The organism is Pseudomonas brassicae (assembly GCF_010671725.1).
Classification (GTDB): Bacteria; Pseudomonadota; Gammaproteobacteria; order Pseudomonadales; family Pseudomonadaceae; genus Aquipseudomonas; species Aquipseudomonas brassicae.
The window spans coordinates 1-16,140 of the sequence record NZ_JAAHBU010000324.1 but is presented as its reverse complement, the minus strand read 5'-3'; the positions used below and the strand labels follow the sequence as shown (position 1 = coordinate 16,140).

Sequence of the window (16,140 nt, the reverse complement as noted above, 5' to 3'; positions counted from 1 at the left end):
CCGAATGGCGTCCTTGTCCAGGGTTCGGGCAACGCCTGAGCGTGCTGGATGCATCCCCGCTGCATCGTTCACGAACCTGCTGTGTTTCGGTATACAACTAACCTTAGGGTCAACGTTACCTGTGTTTTAGAACCCTTTCGTATTAACTGGTAACTTTTGAGCAATTAACGCTATGAGGCTAATGGCCACATGGTGATCATCCCTTCTGCTAGACACGTGCGTGCAGTGGAGGTCGGGCTTGCTTCATCTTGACCGTTCGTCTGAGTCAACACTTGCCTCCAGGCGTCATTCGCGGCAGGCTCTAGCGACACTTTGTGCCTCATGCCGTTCGGGACTAAAACTATGTCGTTACGCATCTGCATCCTGGAAACCGATGTCCTGCGACCCGAGCTGGTCGATCAGTATCAGGGCTACGGCCGGATGTTCGAGCACCTGTTCACCCATCAGCCGATTGCCGCTCAGTTCAGCGTCTACAACGTGATGAACGGCGACTACCCCGACGATGACCAGGTGTTTGATGCCTATCTGGTGACGGGGAGCAAGGCCGATTCATTTGGTGATGACGCCTGGATCGCCACCCTCAAGGCGTACCTGCTGGGGCGCTACCAGCGCGGCGACAAGCTGTTGGGCGTATGCTTCGGCCACCAGTTGCTGGCGCTGCTGCTGGGGGGCAAGAGCGAACGTGCGACACAGGGCTGGGGCGTGGGTACGCACCGCTACGTGATGGCGGCCAAGGCGCCGTGGATGAGCCCGCAGGTCGAGGAGCTGACGTTGCTGATCAGCCACCAGGACCAGGTTACCCGCTTGCCCGAAAACGCCACGGTTATTGCCTCCAGCGATTTCTGTCCGTACGCGGCCTATCACATTGGCGACCAGGTGCTGTGCTTCCAGGGGCACCCCGAGTTCATCCACGATTATTCGCGGGCGTTGCTGGAGCTGCGTCAGCAGCACCTGGGCCCGGAGGTCTACACCAAGGGCGTCGCCAGCCTCGACCAGCAGCACCAGGGCAGCACCGTGGCCGAATGGATGATGCGCTTTGTCGCGCACAAGCCCGGCAGCCCGGCGGCCTGACACCTACAGCCAGCCGGAGCGCTTGAAGCTGGCGAACAGTGCGGTGCAGCCGACGGCGATCACCCCCAGCACGGCAAAATAGCCGTACTGCCAGGCCAGCTCCGGCATGTTCTGGAAATTCATCCCGTAGATCCCTGCCACGGCGGTGGGGAAGGCCAGGATCGCCGCCCAGGCGGCGAACTTGCGCTGGGTGATGCTCTGGCGCGACGACTCCAGCAGCATGCCGATCTCGATGGTCTGGCTGGCGATGTCGCGAATGCCTGAAAGGTCTTCCATCTGCCGCGTGACATGGATCTGCACGTCGCGAAAGTACGGGCGCATGTTCTTGTCGATAAACGGAAAGGTCAGGCGCTGCAGTTCCTCGCTGACTTCCATCATCGGTGCCACGTACCGGCGCAGGCGCAGTATGTCGCGGCGCAGGCCGTGCAGGCGGCGAATGTCATCCTCCTGCAGCGAGCTGCTCAGCACATTGTTCTCCAGTTCTTCGATCTCGCCGTGGATTGCCTCGCTGACCGGCTGGTAGTTCTCGGTGACAAAGTCCAGCAGGGCGTACAGCACGAAGTCTTCGCCGTGCTCAAGCAGCAGCGGGCGTGCTTCGCAGCGCTGGCGTACCAGGGCGTAGGACTTGGAGTGGCCGTTGCGGCAGGTGATGATGTAGCCGTTGCCGGCGAAGATATGGGTTTCGATGAACTCCAGCTTGCCGTCCTGGCGCACGGGGGAATAGGTGACGATGAACAGTGCGTCACCGAAGGTTTCCAGTTTGGGCCGGCTGTGTTTTTCCAGCGCGTCCTCAATCGCCAGTTCGTGCAGGTTGAACTGGCGTTGCAGGTTGGCCAGCTCCTGGGCGTTGGGTTCTTCCAGGCCGATCCATACGAAGTGGCCAGGCTTGCTGGCCCACTCGGCGCCTTCATCGAGGCTGATATTGGTGACTTTCCTGCCTGCGCTGTACACCGCTGCGGCGACGACTCGACCCATGGCTGTGCGTTTCCCTGTTATCGAAACCCTAGCTTGGTCTGACTGCGGGCAATCGGCAACTGTTCAGCGCCCGTGCAGTTCGTTTTCCATCAGGTCGATGCAGCGCTGCATCTGCTGGCGACACTGTTCGGCCAGGGCGGGAACATCCTGGTGGGTCAGGCCGCGGGTGGAAATCGGCGCCAGCGAGCGGATGATCACCTTGCGGCGGCGCCAGCCATTGAGGTTGAGGCGCTGGGCATAGCGGCTGACGCAGACTGGCACGATGGGCACCCCGGCCTCCACGGCCATGTGAAAGGCGCCTTTCTTGAAGGGCAGCAGGTGCTCGCCGGCATTGCGCGTGCCTTCGGGGAATACCCAGATCGAGGTGTCCTGTTCCTGCAGGGTGCGGGTGGTGGTTTGCATGGCACGGCGCGCCTGGTAGGCGTTGCCGCGATCGACCAGCACATTGCCGCCCAGCCAGAACAGCTGGCCGAACAGCGGGACCCATTTCAGGCTTTTCTTGCCGATGCACACGGTGCGTGGCGGCACCACGTGGCCGAGCACGAACAAGTCGTGATTGGACTGATGGTTGGCGATGATCACGCAGCCGGGAGGCTGGTCGAACAGCGGGCCGACCTCGGCCTGTATCTGCAGGCGCATCAGCCAGGTGGCCGGCCAGCCGTACAGGCGCGCGCACAGGCGGCTGTTATCGGGATGGAACGGTCGGCACAGGCCGATGAGCACACCCAGCACGCCGGCCAGAATAAAGTGCAGCCCCAGCAGGGGCATGCGAATCAGCAATAGCATCGGTTCAACCCCAGACAAAACGCGGCGCAGTGTACGGTTGTGCACAGCCCGGGGCAAACGATCGTTTTAAAGGTTTGAATGCTGCGCGGCTACTAGCCCATGTGCTCCTGATCACGAATGATCGCGTCATCCAGAAGCTCCAGCAGCGCCTTGCGCACCTTGAGCTTGGTGTGTTTGTGCGCCCTCATGTTGAGCTGCTTGAGTTGCTGCGCTGCCGCCAGGGCGGTGGCGTGCAACTGCTCTGCAGGCACCACCTTGTCAAGAAAGCCCGCATCCACTGCACTTGCCGGGTCGAACATCTCGGCATTGATCACCGAACGGTGGAACGCCGAACGGCGCAGGCGATCACGCGCCAGCTCGATCCCGGCATGGTGCATGGTCATGCCGATCTGCACTTCGTTCAGGCCGATGCTGAACGGGCCCTCGACGCCGATGCGATAATCGGCCGACAGCAGCAGGAACGCGCCTTTGGCCACCGCGTGGCCAGGGCAGGCGACGATCACCGGAAATGGGTGCGAGAGCAGGCGGCGGGCCAGGGTTGAACCGGCGGTCACCAGCGATACCGCGGCCTGGGGGCTTGCGGTCATCACCTTGAGGTCGTAGCCGCCGGAGAGAATGCCTGGCTGGCCGGTGATGATGACCACGGCGCGGTCCTGCACGGCGCGGTCCAGCGCACTGTTGAAGGCACTGATGAGGTCGGGCGAAATGGCGTTGACCTTGCCGTTGCTCAGGGTCAGGGTCGCGATGCCGTCTTCCAGGTGGTAGGTAACCAGTTCGCTCATGGCACAGTTCCTTTAGGTGAAGTGGGGCAGACGTTACCCAGCTGCCGCAGCCAGGTAAAGCGCCAAGACTGACCGGTGAGTCAGCCTGAAGCCCGCCGCCCTTGCGTGGCGGGCATTGCCGGCACAGCGCAGCCGAAGCACTCCAGAGATTGGCAGCTTTGCCACTTATTGCTTAAGCGCATGAATATTCTGAAAAAAACCTTTGCCATTAAAAGTGCTTTCGACTACATTAGCGCGCCTCGACAGGGTGAACTGCCTGGCGAGAACCGGTGAAGTGTCCGAGTGGCTGAAGGAGCACGCCTGGAAAGTGTGTATACAGGAAACTGTATCAAGGGTTCGAATCCCTTCTTCACCGCCATATTCGATACGCTGAAAGCCCCCAGACTTGAAAGAGTCCGGGGGCTTTTTGTTGGGCCCATGAAAAGGATGATTCAGATGCTTACAGAGTGCTTTTCCGAACAGCAGATCCATGCCGCCGAGCAGGTGTTTACCCTGGTCAGCCCTTCGGCTGACATGGCGCGCGATCACCTCCAGGCCTTTCGTGAGCTGGAGCTGGATGAAGATGACATCGAAGAGTTCGAGGAAGATCCCAAGCAGTTGATGTGGATGGTCAAAGACATCGCTGACTGGGAATCGGTGTTCTACGTGGACTGGAAGGACACCGAGTCGTTCGTGCAGAGCGTTCAGCAGTTGGCTGAAGCGCGCGGGGCCGAAGTGACCTTTGGTGTCGAAGATGCCGAAGACGAAGATTTCCTCGAGAACCACAGCGTGTCGCAGCTGATGATCCTGGCCCATGCCGAGCTCGAGAAGCAGGGCCTGGTGCTGTGGAACTGGTCGACGATGGAAGACTGCTACAGCGGTTTCATCACCACCCCGGATGCGGCGGCCAAGCTGCATGAAATCGCCGACGTACTGGAAGTGCAGTTCCGCGAGGGCAGCACGCCGTTCTGATCTGCGGCGCGCCCTTCGCTGGCAAGCCAGCCCCCACGGCTACAGTGTCAATCGTCTGATCACTGACATCCTTGTGGGAGCTGGCTTGCCAGCGCAGAGGCCCTCAGAAGCTCACCGAAGCCGACAATCGCGCAGTGCGCGGCGCGCCCTGAAACAGATACCCATCCCCCAGATACGCCCCCGCATCGCGCCAGTAGCGCCGATCGAGCACGTTATCCACCGTCAGGCGCAGCACCGTGTCATACCCGCCGATACGCGTGCGGTAGCGGCTGCCCACATCGAATACCGCATACCCACCTACCTCGACCGTACCCGCCTGATTGGCATACTTGCTCGCGCTGTAGCGCGCGCCGCCCAGCAGCGCCAGCCCCGGTACGCCGGGCAGGCTGTAGTCGGCCTGCAGCGCCGCGCGAACGTTGGGTACATTCAATGCCTGATGGTCGTCATAGGCGTCGGTACCGCTGCCCTGTACCCGTGCCCGAATCGCTGCCGCGCTGGCGTTGATCTGCAGGTTCGAGGTCACCCAGCCGCTGGCGGCCAGTTCCAGCCCGGTGTTCTTCTGCTGGCCTTGCTGAACGTAGGTGAACTCGCCTGCACCGTCCGGCTGGGCATACTGATACGCCTGGCGCAGCTGGAACAGCGCCGCGCTCAGGCTCATGCGCTGCCATTCGCGCTTGATGCCCAGCTCGAGCTGGCGCGAAGTGGTGGGGGCGAGGATGTCCTGGTTGTTGGTGGCGAACCACGGCGCTGCATTGCCGGACGACAGCCCCTTGCTGTAGCTGGCGTACAGCGAGATGTCCTGGCGGGGCTTGTAGATCAGCGCGGCGTTGGGCAGCAGTTCGTACTGGCGGGTATGGCGCAGCGGCTCGCCTTGTTCGTTGAACGCCTGCTCGTCGAGGCGAACCATGCGCGCACCCAGCACGGTTTGCCAGTGTTCGTTGAAGCTGATGCGATCGCTGGCGAACAGGCCGTACTGGCGGCTGTCGAGGCGGCGCTCGCTATGCCCTGGTGTTCCGTCGAACGGTGCCAGCCCGGGGGTTGGCTGATAGATGTTGCCGCTGCCGAGCCATTGGTTGAAGGTCGGACGCTGGTCGACCGTGCGCCGTTGTGCGCTGCTGCCCACGGTCAGGTCATGCTCCAGGCCGCCCAGCTTGAAGCGGCCATTGAGCGCCAATTGCGCCTCGTCGGTGCGGCGGGTGTCATCGGGGCTACGGTAGTCGTAGATGTCGTAGTCGCCTTCGGGGCTGAAGTGCGCGTCCATCCCCGAACCCCAGGCAAACGAGCTGTAGTCGTCGATTACCACATGGCTGCGCGAGGCACTCACGCTGCCGGTCCAGGCGTCGTTGAAGCGGTATTCGAACTTGCCGCCCAGGTTAAGCGAATCGATCTGCACCGGTTTGGCCCAGTGTTGATACGCCAGGCGATCCTTCGGGTCGACAGCGTGCGGCACCTGAGTGCCGCCGAGCAACTGGTAGCCCGGCACCGAGCGCTGTTCACGCTGCTGGTACTCGACGTCCAATTGCAACAGGGCATTGGGGTTGATCTGCCAGTCGAAGGCCAGCGACGCGAAATCGCGCTTGCCGTCGGCATGCTCGACGTACGAACGAATATCCTCGTGCGCCAGGTTGGCACGCAGGCCGAACTGGCGTTCGCTGCCGAACCAGCGCCCAGGTCGGTGGCGATGTAGCGCTCGCCCTGTTCATTGCTCGACACGGTCATTGCACGCACATCCTGCGGGCGCTTGGTCACGTAATTGATCAACCCGCCAGGCTCCGCCACGCCGCTCTGCAAGCCGGACAGCCCCTTGAGCAGCTCGACCTGCTGCTTGTTTTCCAGGGCCACGTTCTGTTCGCCGGCAATGGTCTGACCATTGATGGTGTAACTGTGCGCCGCGTCGAGTTCGAAGCCGCGCACGTTGAAATTTTCGTAGTAGCCGATGGGGGCGTAGCTTTCGCCGACCGAGGCATCGCTTTGCAGCACCTGGCTGAGCAGGCGCACCTGGCGGTCCTGCAGCAGTTGTTCGGTGAACACCGACACGGAGGCCGGCGTATCGAGCAGTGGCGCCGGGGTAAAGCCGGCCACCGAGGCCTGGCGCGGCTGGTAACCGTCGTCGAGCACATCGGAGACAGTCACGGGCGCCAGGGTGATGTCGCTGTCGGCCAGGGTATGCGGCGAACTCAAGGCCAGGCCGAGGCTCAGCAGGCTCAGGGGCAGGCGCGGGCAGTGCAGGGTCATGCGGAAAGCTCCTTGAGGGCCTGCAGCGGATGCGCCGTTATTGTTCGGCAGCTACCCGATAGCTGAAAGCCCATTACGGCAAAGGTAATTGCGACAGGTGTGCGCAGCAGGCGCGCAAGTACGTGGCCTGCCGGCATTGCGCGGGCAGGCGGGCGCCATACTACCTGAACGAAATACTCAGGATGGAATTCAGCGCGTGCCGGTGGCCAGGTCGTGGCGGCGCCAATGGCCGTCTATTTTCGACCAGGTGCGGCTGTCGGTCACGGCCAGCAGCTTGCGACCGTCCTTGAAGGTGGCGAGGAAGGTCACCTCCTCTTCCTTGCTGCCCAGCCAGAGCCCGGCGAGCAGGCCGACCGGGCCGGCCACCAGCGCGCCAGCCATGCCCCAGCCCAGAGCGCTGCCCAGGTTGCGGCTGGATTCCTGGTTGGCGACCTTCATGTCCTTGATGCGTGAGAGGGCGATCTTCTCGCCTTGAGAGGGGCTGCCAGCGGTCTTGAGTGTGAGCGATCCATTGCGATACTCGCCTTCACCTTGCAAGAAGTCGCCGGATTGAACCGTGAGTCTTGTCATGGGCATCGTCCGAAATCAGGGGGCGGTTGACGACTTCCTACTCAGCGCCGCGCCGCAGTACAAGTCAATGCTCAGGCGACAGAGGGTAGATTCTGGTGTGGGGTGCGTTGTCGCAGGGGGGCCGCTGACGTGTAGCCGCACGGGCAGCGTGCGCGTCTCGACGTGGTATTTTTGTCGGACAATTCGCCTGAAAATTGGCGTCAAAATAACGCTAGAAGTTTATTCAGTTATATGGCAATTTGCCCACGCCTTTATCAGGGCGAGTGACAGGACGTTCTCGCCAAGGGACCGTTCTGTCTGAAAAACAACGGCTTTTAGTAAACAAGGAAGTGTAAGTATGTCGACCGTTCAACCCTCGGCATTGGCCCTGGCAGTTCAGCCAAAGGGTTACAGTGCCGCCTATCAGCAACTGAGCAACTTCGCTCACCAGTACGACCGCGGCGCCGGTACCCTCAATGGCAAACCCTCGTTCACCGTGGATCAGGCCGCTACCCAGCTGCTGCGCGATGGCGCTGCCTGGAAAGACCTGAACAAAGACGGTTTCATCAACCTCACCTACAGCTTTCTGACCCGGGCTCCGGCGGACTTCGACCGCGAACTGGGCAGCTTCAGCGCCTTTTCCGCGCAGCAGCAGGCCCAGGCCAAGCTGGCCATGCAGTCCTGGTCGGACGTTGCCAAGATCACCTTCCAGCAGGCGGCCAGTGGCGGTGACGGTCACATGACCTACGGCAACTACAGCGACGGCAGCAGCGGCGGCGCAGCCTTCGCCTACCTGCCGTACCAGTTCGCCGGGTCGCACAAGGGTGAGACCTGGTACCTGGTCAACAACCAGTACCGCGAAAATACCAACCCGGACAACGGCAACTACGGTCGCCAGACCCTCACCCACGAGATTGGTCACTCGCTGGGCCTGTCGCACCCTGGCGACTACAACGCCGGTGAAGGCAACCCAAGCTACCGTGACGCCTCCTACGGCCAGGACTCGCGTGGCTACAGCGTCATGAGCTACTGGAGTGAAAGCAATACCAGCCAGAACTTCAGCAAGGGCGGGGTCGTGACCTATGCGTCCGCACCGCTGATGGACGACATCGCTGCCATCCAGAAGCTCTACGGCGCCAACTACGCGACCCGTTCCGGCGATACCGTGTATGGCTTCAACTCCACCGCCGACCGCGATTTCTACTCGGCCACCTCGTCGTCTTCCAAGCTGGTGTTCTCGGTGTGGGACGGTGGCGGCAACGATACCCTGGACTTCTCCGGGTTCACCCAGAACCAGAAGATCAATCTCAACGAAGGTTCGTTCTCGGACGTTGGCGGCATGGTGGGCAACGTTTCCATCGCCCAGGGCGTCACCGTGGAAAATGCCATTGGCGGCTCGGGCAACGACCTGCTGATCGGCAACGCGGCGGCCAACATGCTGGTGGGCGGTGCCGGTAACGACATCATCTTCGGTGGCGGTGGCGCCGACCTGATGTGGGGCGGCGCCGGCCGGGATACCTTCGTGTTCGAATCCAGCAGCGACTCGACCCCGCAGGCGCCGGACTGGATCATGGATTTCACCAGTGGCCAGGACAAGATCGACCTGACCGGCTTTGCCGCGTTTTCGGTGAACAAGCTGCAACTGGACTTCGTCACTGCCTTCACCGGGCATGCAGGCGAAGCGCTGCTCACCTACGACAAGGTCAACAACGTGGGCGGTCTTGCCATCGATTTCACCGGGGTTGGCCAGGCCGACTTCCAGGTGTACACGGTGGGCCAGGCTGCCATCACCGATATCGTGGTCTGATAGCGGCGTAACCGGGCGGACGGCGCGTGCGCCGTTCCTTCTTCAAGGGATGTAGCCATGAGCCTCACACGACGCATCGCGCTTGGCGCGATCACCTTCATCACGCTTACCGAGGTAGGTATGGCAAGCAGCTTGTTACTCCCCAGCCCTGACCAGTTGGCCGGCGACTGGAAACTCTACGCGCAAAAAGATGTTGGGCACGTCTGCACATTGCGCTTGCACGCCCCCCCAGACCCTGCTGAGCGGCGAACTCGATTGTGCCGAAAAACTGCTGGGCGTGCGTGTATCGGCCTGGTTGGTGACCCCCGATACGCTGGCCCTGGTGGGCGGCGACGGTGTTGCACTGCGCCACTTCAACCGCGTGCAGCCCGGCCTGTACGAGTGGGACGTCGAGGCTGGCAAGACCCTGCGCCTGGAGCGTCTGGACCCGCCGTGACGGCCCCCCGGCACGGCATGACCACACCCCGACTTTTCAAGGAACGAAACGCGGACAATGAACACCCCGACATCCACTGCGGGTGCCCCTCTGTGGACGGCACTGGCTGATTACAAATCCATCCTGATCAGTGTCGGTTGTTTTACCGCGTTGATAAATATTCTGATGCTGGTGCCCTCGATCTACATGTTGCAAGTGTACGACCGGGTATTGTCATCGCAGAACGAAACCACCCTGTGGATGTTGACCTTGATGGTGGTCGGCTTCTTTGTATTCATCGGCTTACTTGAAACCCTTCGCAGTTTCATTGTTATTCGGGTGGGCCATCAACTTGAGCAGGCCTTCAACCTCAAGGTCTACCGCGCCGCCTTCGAGCGCAACTTGCGCCAGCGTGACGCCGCGGCCGGGCAAGCGCTAGGCGACCTGGCCCAGGTTCGCCAGTTCGTGACGGGCCCGGCGCTGTTCGCGTTCTTCGACGCGCCGTGGTTTCCCATCTACCTGGCTGTCATCTTCCTGTTCAATACCTGGCTCGGCGTGCTGGCCTGCGGTGGCGCGCTGGTGCTGGTGTTGCTGGCCATCCTCAACGAGCGTCTGACCCATGTGCCGCTGGTGCAGGCCGCCAGTTATCAGCAGCAATCGGCGCAGTTGGCCGGCAGCCACCTGCACAATGCCGAAAGTATCCAGGCCATGGGCATGCTCGATGCCCTGCGCCAACGCTGGTTCACCCTGCATTCGCGCTTCCTGGTGCTGCAGAACCGCGCCAGCGACACGTCGGCGGTGATCTCTGCCATCAGCAAGGCCCTGCGCCTGTGCTTGCAGTCACTGGTACTGGGGCTGGGCGCCTTGCTGGTGATCGAGGGGCAGATGACCCCCGGCATGATGATCGCCGGTTCCATTCTCATGGGGCGGGTGCTCAGCCCCATCGACCAGTTGATCGCCGTGTGGAAGCAATGGAGTGGCGCGCAGTTGGCCTACAAGCGGCTCGACAGCCTGTTGCGCGAGTGCCCCGAGCCTGCGCCGCGCATGGCGTTGCCGGCCCCCACCGGCCGTCTTGACGTCGAGCTGCTGAGTGCCGGGCCGCCAGGCAAGCGCGTCGCTACCGTGCAGCAAGTCAGCTTCAGCCTGGCCGCTGGCGAGGTGCTGGGGGTGCTGGGCAACTCAGGCTCCGGCAAGTCGACCTTGGCCAGGGTGCTGGTGGGCGTCTGGTCGCCACTGGCCGGCAGCGTGCGCCTGGACGGCGCCGAACTGCACCGCTGGGAGCGCGAGGCGCTGGGCCCGCATATCGGTTACCTGCCACAGAACATCGAGCTGCTGCGCGGCAGTATCGCCGAGAACATTGCCCGGTTTGCACCGCTCGACGGCCATAAGGTGGTAGAGGCGGCGCGTCAGGCGGGTGTGCACGAACTGATCCTGCGCTTGCCTCAGGGCTATGACACGCGGCTGGGCGAGGAGGGTGCCGACCTGTCTGGAGGGCAGAAGCAGCGCATTGCCCTGGCCCGCGCCCTGTACGGCGGGCCGAGCCTGATCGTGCTGGACGAGCCCAATTCCAACCTGGATGCCAGCGGCGAAGCGGCGCTGGCCAGCGCCATCACCCAGATGAAGGCGTTGGGGCGCACCGTGGTGCTGGTGACCCACCGCAGTGCGGCACTGGCCCAGGCCGACAAGCTGCTGGTGCTGGGCGAAGGGCGAGTGCAGGCATTCGGCCCGGCCGCGCAGGTGATGCAGGCGTTGAATCAGGCCCCGCGCCCGGCAGCGGCGCACGCGAGCAATGGCGTATGAACAAGGACGAGCAAGGCATGACGATGGCAGCCACGGGGCGCGATGCGCAGTATTTCGTTGGCCTCGGCTGGTGGCTGACGCTGGTGGGGTTTGGCGGCTTTCTTGGCTGGGCGACGCTGGCTCCGCTGGATGAAGGCGTCAGCGTGCAAGGCACTGTGGTGGTGTCGGGCAAGCGCAAGGCGGTGCAATCGATGGCAGCTGGTGTGGTCAGCCAGATCATGGTGCACGAGGGCCAGTTGGTCGAGCAGGGGCAGCCGCTGTTTCGGCTTGACCCGACCCAGGCTCAGGCTGATGTGCAGGCGCTGCAGGCGCAGTACCGCATGGCCTGGGCCAGCCTTGCACGGTGGCAAAGCGAGCGCGACAACCTGCCGGCAATCGCCTTCGCCAGCGAACTGAGTAGCGACCCGGACCCGCAACTGAGCCTGACGCTGGAGAACCAGCGCCAGCTGTTCCGCAGCCGTCGCGATGCCCAGGCGCGCGAGCAGGCCGGGCTCAAGGCCAACATCGAAGGGTCGGTAGCGCAACTGGCGAGCATGCGCCGCGCCCGCAGCGACCTGCAGGCCCAGGCAGACTCGTTGCGCGAGCAACTGGCCAACTTGCAGCCCCTGGCCAGCAACGGCTATATCCCGCGCAACCGCCTGCTCGACTACCAGCGTCAGCTGTCCCAGGTGCAGCGTGACCTTGCGCAGAACACGGGCGACAGCGCACGGCTCGAGCAGGGCATCGTCGAAGCGCGGCTGAACCTGCAGCAGCGTCAGCAGGAATACCAGAAGGAGGTGCGCAGCCAGCTGGCCCAGGCCCAGCTCGACAGCGTGACGCTCGAGCAGCAACTGACCTCGGCGCGTTTTGCCCTGCAGCACAATGAAATTCTCGCGCCGGCGCAGGGCATTGCGGTCAATCTGGGGGTGCACACCGTGGGCGCGGTGGTGCACCCTGGCGAAGCCCTGGTGGAGATCGTGCCGCAGGACGCTGCGCTCCAGGTCGAAGGCCGCTTGCCGGTCAGCCTGGTGGACAAGGTCGCGCTGCAATTGCCTGTGGATATCCTCTTCACCGCCTTCAACCAGAGCAGTACGCCACGGGTCAGTGGCGAGGTGGCGTTGATTTCCGCCGACCAGTTGATCGATGAAAAGACCGGCCAGCCTTACTACGTGCTGCGCAGCAGCGTCAGCGAGAGCGCCCTGGCACGCCTTGACGGGTTGGTGATCAAGCCCGGCATGCCGGCCGAGCTGTTCGTGCGCAGCGGTGAGCGCTCGTTGCTCAACTACCTGTTCAAGCCGCTGCTCGACCGGGCCGGCACCGCCCTGACCGAACGATAGGACGTCCAGCCATGAAAAGCATGATGATCGGGGCTGCTGGCGGCGCTCGCCGTGGGCGTGGCTGGCAGCGCACAGGCGATGGGGCCGTTCCAGGTCTATGAGCAGGCCTTGCACAAAGACCCTGTGTTACTGGGCGCACTCAAGGCCCGCGAGGCCGGCCAGGAAAACCGCGCGATAGGGCGGGCCGGGCTATTGCCCAACCTGAACTACAACTACAACAAGGGCCGCAACGACTCCACCGTGACCTACCTGGGTGACGCCGGGCGCAGCAGCGAGGACCGACGCTACGACAGCTATGGGTCGACCTTCAGCCTGCAGCAGCCGTTGTTCGATTACGCCGCCTACGCCAGTTACCGCAAGGGCGTGGCGCAGGCGTTGTATGCCGACGAAACCTTGAGGGACAAGCGCCAGGAACTGCTGGTACGGGTGTTGAGCCATTACACGCAGGCGTTGTTTGCCCAGGACCAGATTGCCATCAGTGTGGCCAGCAAGCAGGCGTACGAGCAGCAGTTTCGACAGAACCGTGAGCTGTTTCGCCAGGGTGAGGGCACCCGCACCGATATCCTCGAGGCCCAGGCCCGTTATGAGCTTGCGGATGCCGAGCAGATCCAGGCACGCGATGATCTGGATGCGGCGCTGCGCGAGCTGGGGGCGTTGATCGACGAGCCTGCGCTGCGTATCGAGGACCTTGCACCGTTGCACGCAGGTTTCGCGCAGTTTGCCCTGCAGCCGGCTGGCTACCAGGCCTGGCATGAGCTGGCAGTGGCCAACAACCCGCAGCTTGCATCGGGGCGCCAGGCACTGGAAGTGGCGCGCTTGGAGGTGCAGCGCAACCGTGCCGGTCACCTGCCGCGGGTCACTGCGTACGCCACTTCGCGGCGTGTGCAGTCCGACAGCGGCAATACCTACGACCAGCGCTACGACACCAACACCGTGGGTATCGAAGTCAGCATGCCGCTGTTCGCCGGTGGCGCGGTGTCGGCGTCTACGCGCCAGGCCAGCCGCACGCTGGAGCAGGCCGAGTACGAGCTGGACGGGCAGACCCGCAGCACCCTGATCGAGCTGCGCCGTCAGTACAACGCGTGTGTCTCGGGGGCTGCGCGCCTGCGCGCCTATGGGCGCGCATTGAGCTCGGCACAGGCGCTGGTGGAGTCGACTCGCCAGAGTGTGCTGGGTGGCGAGCGGGTCAATCTGGATGTACTGAATGCCGAGCAGCAACTGGCCACCACCCGGCGCGATCTGGCGCAGGCGCGCTACGACTACCTGCTGGCGTGGATCAAGTTGCACTACGCCGCCGGGACGTTGCGTGAAGAGCACCTGTCGCGTGTCGACGAGGCCTTCGTGCGGGCCGACTGACCCGCCGCCTGCAGGCGCCAGCCTTGCTGGCGAAGGGCGTCTACGCGGTCTTCACCTGTACCGTACGGCGTTCCACCCACAGCCACACCGCCAGTGCTACCGCACCGATCAGCAGCCCCGCCACCACGATGCCGTTCCAGCCATGGGCCTGGAACAGCTGCGTGCCCAGCAGCGAACCGAGTGCGCCGCCCATGAAATAGCAGGTGATGTACCCGGCATTGAGCCGGTTGCGCGCCTCGGGCCGCAGGGCAATCACCGCATTCTGGTTGCTCACGTGTACCAGCTGCACCGCCAGGTCCAGCACCAGCACGCCCACCAGCAGCGCGGCCAGCGAGGACTGTGCGAACGCCAGCGGCACCCACGACAGCACCAGTGCGAGCAGCCCCACGGTGGTGCCCAGCGAACCCTTGCCACGGTCGGCCAGCGCCCGGCCCAGTTGGCCGCCAGCGCACCCGCCGCACCGGCCAGGCCGAACAGGCCGATCACCGCATCTGAATACTGGTACGGCTCGGCCGCCAGCAGAAACGCCAAGGGGGTCCAGAACAGCGCGAACAGACAGAACGACAGCAGCCCCAGCAGCGAACGCAACCGCAGCACCGGCTCGTCGACGAACAGGCGAAACACCGAGCCGATCAGCGCCGGGTACTTGAGCCCGGCATGCTGATGGCGCTCGGGCAGCGCTCGTGCCAGGGCGATCGCGCTCAGGGCCATGAGCGCAGCCGCCAGCAGGTAGATACTGCGCCAGTCGCCCAGCGTGGCCATGAAACCGGCCGCCGTGCGTGCCAGCAGAATCCCCAGCAGCAGGCCACTCATCAGCGTACCCACCACCCGTCCGCGTTCGGCCGGGTCACTCAGGCCGGCCGCCATCGGCACCAACACCTGCGCCACTACCGAGAACAGGCCGGTGAGCGTGGTGCCGATCAGCAGCCACAGCAGGCTGGGGGCAAATGCGCTGATCAGCAGGCCCACCGTGCTGATGGCGATCATGCTGACGATCAGGCGGCGCTGTTCGAACAGATCACCCAGCGGCGCCAGCAGCAACAGGCCGGCGCCGTAGCTCAGCTGTGCGGCAATCACGATGCTGCCGGCGGTGGCGGTGGTCAGGCCGAAATGCTCGGCGATGCTGTGCAGCAACGGCTGCGCATAGTAGTTGCTGGCCACGGCCAGGCCGGTGGCGGTGGCCATCAGCAGGATCAGGGCGCGGCTCAGGTGGGTGGCGGGTGCCATGGACCATCTCGTTGTCAGTGGGTGGGGAGGCTCATTATCGAAAATGCGATAGCATGACGCCAATGTATCGTTTTCATCGTATCAATCTCTAAAGCAGATGGATGAATGAACCTCAAGCAGATCGAGTACGCCTTGGCGGTCGCCGAGACAGGAAGTTTTACCCGTGCCGCCGAACGCTGTCATGTGGTTCAGTCGGCCTTGAGTCATCAAGTGGCGCGGCTGGAGACGCATTTGGGGGCGATGCTGTTTGAGCGCAGCTCGCGCCGGGTGCGACTGACACCCGCTGGCGAAGCGTTTGTGCTCAGCGCGCGCACGGCCCTGGAGGCCGCACGGCGCATTGGCGAGGACGTGGCTGCAGCCTGCGGCGAGGTGCGTGGTCGGTTGTCCATCGGCGAGATCAGCTCGCTGACTGAGCTCGACCTGGTTGACCTGCTCGCGGGGTTTCATGGGCAGTACCCGCAAGTGGACATACGGTGGTTGATCGGCAAGAGCGAGGTGCTGCTCACTGATGTGCGTGAGCGTCGCCTGGACGTTGCGTTCATTGGTGTATGGCCGGGCGAGCCGTTGAATGGCGTGGCGTTGCATCTGTTGGCGGTCGAAGAGCTGGTGGCCATACTGCCGCCGCATCACCCACTGGTAGGGACTGGGCGCCTGGCACTGGAGCAGTTGGAGGACCAGCCGCTGGTGGACTTTCAGGCGGGCAGTGGGGCGCGTCGGCAAACCGATGAGGCGTTTGCTGCCGCGGGCGTACGCCATCGGGTGCAGTTCGAGGTGGGCAGCATTGGTCTGATCGAGAAGTTCGTACAGCGTGGCCTGGCCCTGGGGCTGGTGCCGGCCAGGATCGCGGCGGGCTTCAGTGGTGTGGTCGCG

The 16,140-nt window shown here is 63.4% G+C and carries 13 protein-coding genes, 1 tRNA gene and 2 pseudogenes; 10 read left to right on the top strand and 6 right to left on the bottom strand.

Going from position 1 to position 16,140, the window contains the following annotated elements; translation table 11 throughout:
• The first annotated feature begins 342 nt into the window (after nucleotides 1-342).
• Nucleotides 343-1,071 carry an amidotransferase gene (locus tag G3436_RS20305; RefSeq protein WP_163948664.1) on the top strand — a complete coding sequence of 243 codons (729 nt, stop codon included), beginning with the start codon at nucleotides 343-345 and terminating at the stop codon, nucleotides 1,069-1,071.
• A 3-nt stretch (nucleotides 1,072-1,074) separates the two neighbouring features.
• Here G3436_RS20305 and G3436_RS20300 read toward each other — a convergent pair whose 3' ends face one another.
• The 3 genes from G3436_RS20300 to G3436_RS20290 all read right to left on the bottom strand — a co-directional run bounded on the left by G3436_RS20300 (nucleotide 1,075) and on the right by G3436_RS20290 (nucleotide 3,614).
• Nucleotides 1,075-2,046: a magnesium and cobalt transport protein CorA gene (locus tag G3436_RS20300; protein ID WP_163948661.1), complete on the bottom strand. Its 972-nt coding sequence runs from the start codon at nucleotides 2,044-2,046 to the stop codon at nucleotides 1,075-1,077.
• Between the two features lie 63 nt (nucleotides 2,047-2,109).
• A complete protein-coding gene (locus G3436_RS20295) occupies nucleotides 2,110-2,832 on the bottom strand; it encodes a lysophospholipid acyltransferase family protein (RefSeq protein WP_163948658.1) in 723 nt (240 codons plus the stop codon).
• Nucleotides 2,833-2,924: 92 nt separating this feature from the next.
• Nucleotides 2,925-3,614: a crotonase/enoyl-CoA hydratase family protein gene (locus G3436_RS20290; protein ID WP_163948657.1), complete on the bottom strand. Its 690-nt coding sequence runs from the start codon at nucleotides 3,612-3,614 to the stop codon at nucleotides 2,925-2,927.
• 75 nt (nucleotides 3,615-3,689) lie between these two features.
• Here G3436_RS20290 and G3436_RS20285 point away from each other — a divergent pair, with 75 nt between their 5' ends.
• From G3436_RS20285 to G3436_RS20275, 3 genes are all read left to right on the top strand, one after another.
• A complete protein-coding gene (locus G3436_RS20285) occupies nucleotides 3,690-3,887 on the top strand; it encodes a hypothetical protein (RefSeq protein WP_163948654.1) in 198 nt (65 codons plus the stop codon).
• Nucleotides 3,883-3,972 (top strand) — tRNA-Ser (locus G3436_RS20280). The genes G3436_RS20285 and G3436_RS20280 overlap by 5 nt, the downstream gene beginning before the upstream one ends.
• A 77-nt stretch (nucleotides 3,973-4,049) precedes the next feature.
• Nucleotides 4,050-4,565, top strand: a complete 516-nt coding sequence (locus G3436_RS20275) for a DUF6630 family protein (RefSeq protein ID WP_163948651.1) — start codon at nucleotides 4,050-4,052, stop codon at nucleotides 4,563-4,565.
• A gap of 103 nt (nucleotides 4,566-4,668) precedes the next feature.
• On the opposite strand, the pseudogene G3436_RS20270 reads toward G3436_RS20275, so the two are convergent.
• Nucleotides 4,669-6,800 (bottom strand): annotated as a pseudogene (locus tag G3436_RS20270) (TonB-dependent siderophore receptor).
• A gap of 189 nt (nucleotides 6,801-6,989) precedes the next feature.
• Nucleotides 6,990-7,370 (bottom strand): hypothetical protein, encoded by a 381-nt coding sequence (locus G3436_RS20265; RefSeq protein ID WP_163948648.1) that lies wholly within the window; start codon nucleotides 7,368-7,370, stop codon nucleotides 6,990-6,992.
• Between the two features lie 337 nt (nucleotides 7,371-7,707).
• Between G3436_RS20265 and G3436_RS20260 the strand changes: the two genes are divergently transcribed.
• The 5 genes from G3436_RS20260 to G3436_RS20240 all read left to right on the top strand — a co-directional run bounded on the left by G3436_RS20260 (nucleotide 7,708) and on the right by G3436_RS20240 (nucleotide 14,043).
• Nucleotides 7,708-9,156: a serralysin family metalloprotease gene (locus G3436_RS20260; protein ID WP_163948645.1), complete on the top strand. Its 1,449-nt coding sequence runs from the start codon at nucleotides 7,708-7,710 to the stop codon at nucleotides 9,154-9,156.
• Between the two features lie 190 nt (nucleotides 9,157-9,346).
• Nucleotides 9,347-9,592 carry an AprI/Inh family metalloprotease inhibitor gene (locus tag G3436_RS20255; RefSeq protein ID WP_163948642.1) on the top strand — a complete coding sequence of 82 codons (246 nt, stop codon included), beginning with the start codon at nucleotides 9,347-9,349 and terminating at the stop codon, nucleotides 9,590-9,592.
• 57 nt (nucleotides 9,593-9,649) lie between these two features.
• Nucleotides 9,650-11,371, top strand: coding sequence for a type I secretion system permease/ATPase (locus tag G3436_RS20250; RefSeq protein ID WP_163948640.1), 1,722 nt, complete (start codon nucleotides 9,650-9,652; stop codon nucleotides 11,369-11,371).
• Nucleotides 11,368-12,687, top strand: a complete 1,320-nt coding sequence (locus G3436_RS20245) for an HlyD family type I secretion periplasmic adaptor subunit (protein WP_243667231.1) — start codon at nucleotides 11,368-11,370, stop codon at nucleotides 12,685-12,687. The genes G3436_RS20250 and G3436_RS20245 overlap by 4 nt, the downstream gene beginning before the upstream one ends.
• Nucleotides 12,688-12,765: 78 nt before the next feature.
• Complete coding sequence (locus G3436_RS20240) at nucleotides 12,766-14,043, top strand: TolC family outer membrane protein (protein WP_163948699.1); 1,278 nt, start codon at nucleotides 12,766-12,768, stop codon at nucleotides 14,041-14,043.
• Nucleotides 14,044-14,083: 40 nt separating this feature from the next.
• Here G3436_RS20240 and G3436_RS20235 read toward each other — a convergent pair.
• Nucleotides 14,084-15,270 (bottom strand): annotated as a pseudogene (locus G3436_RS20235) (MFS transporter).
• Between the two features lie 105 nt (nucleotides 15,271-15,375).
• Between G3436_RS20235 and G3436_RS20230 the strand changes: the two are divergent.
• A partial coding sequence (locus G3436_RS20230) for a LysR family transcriptional regulator (protein WP_163948637.1) occupies nucleotides 15,376-16,140 on the top strand: 765 nt, incomplete at its 3' end.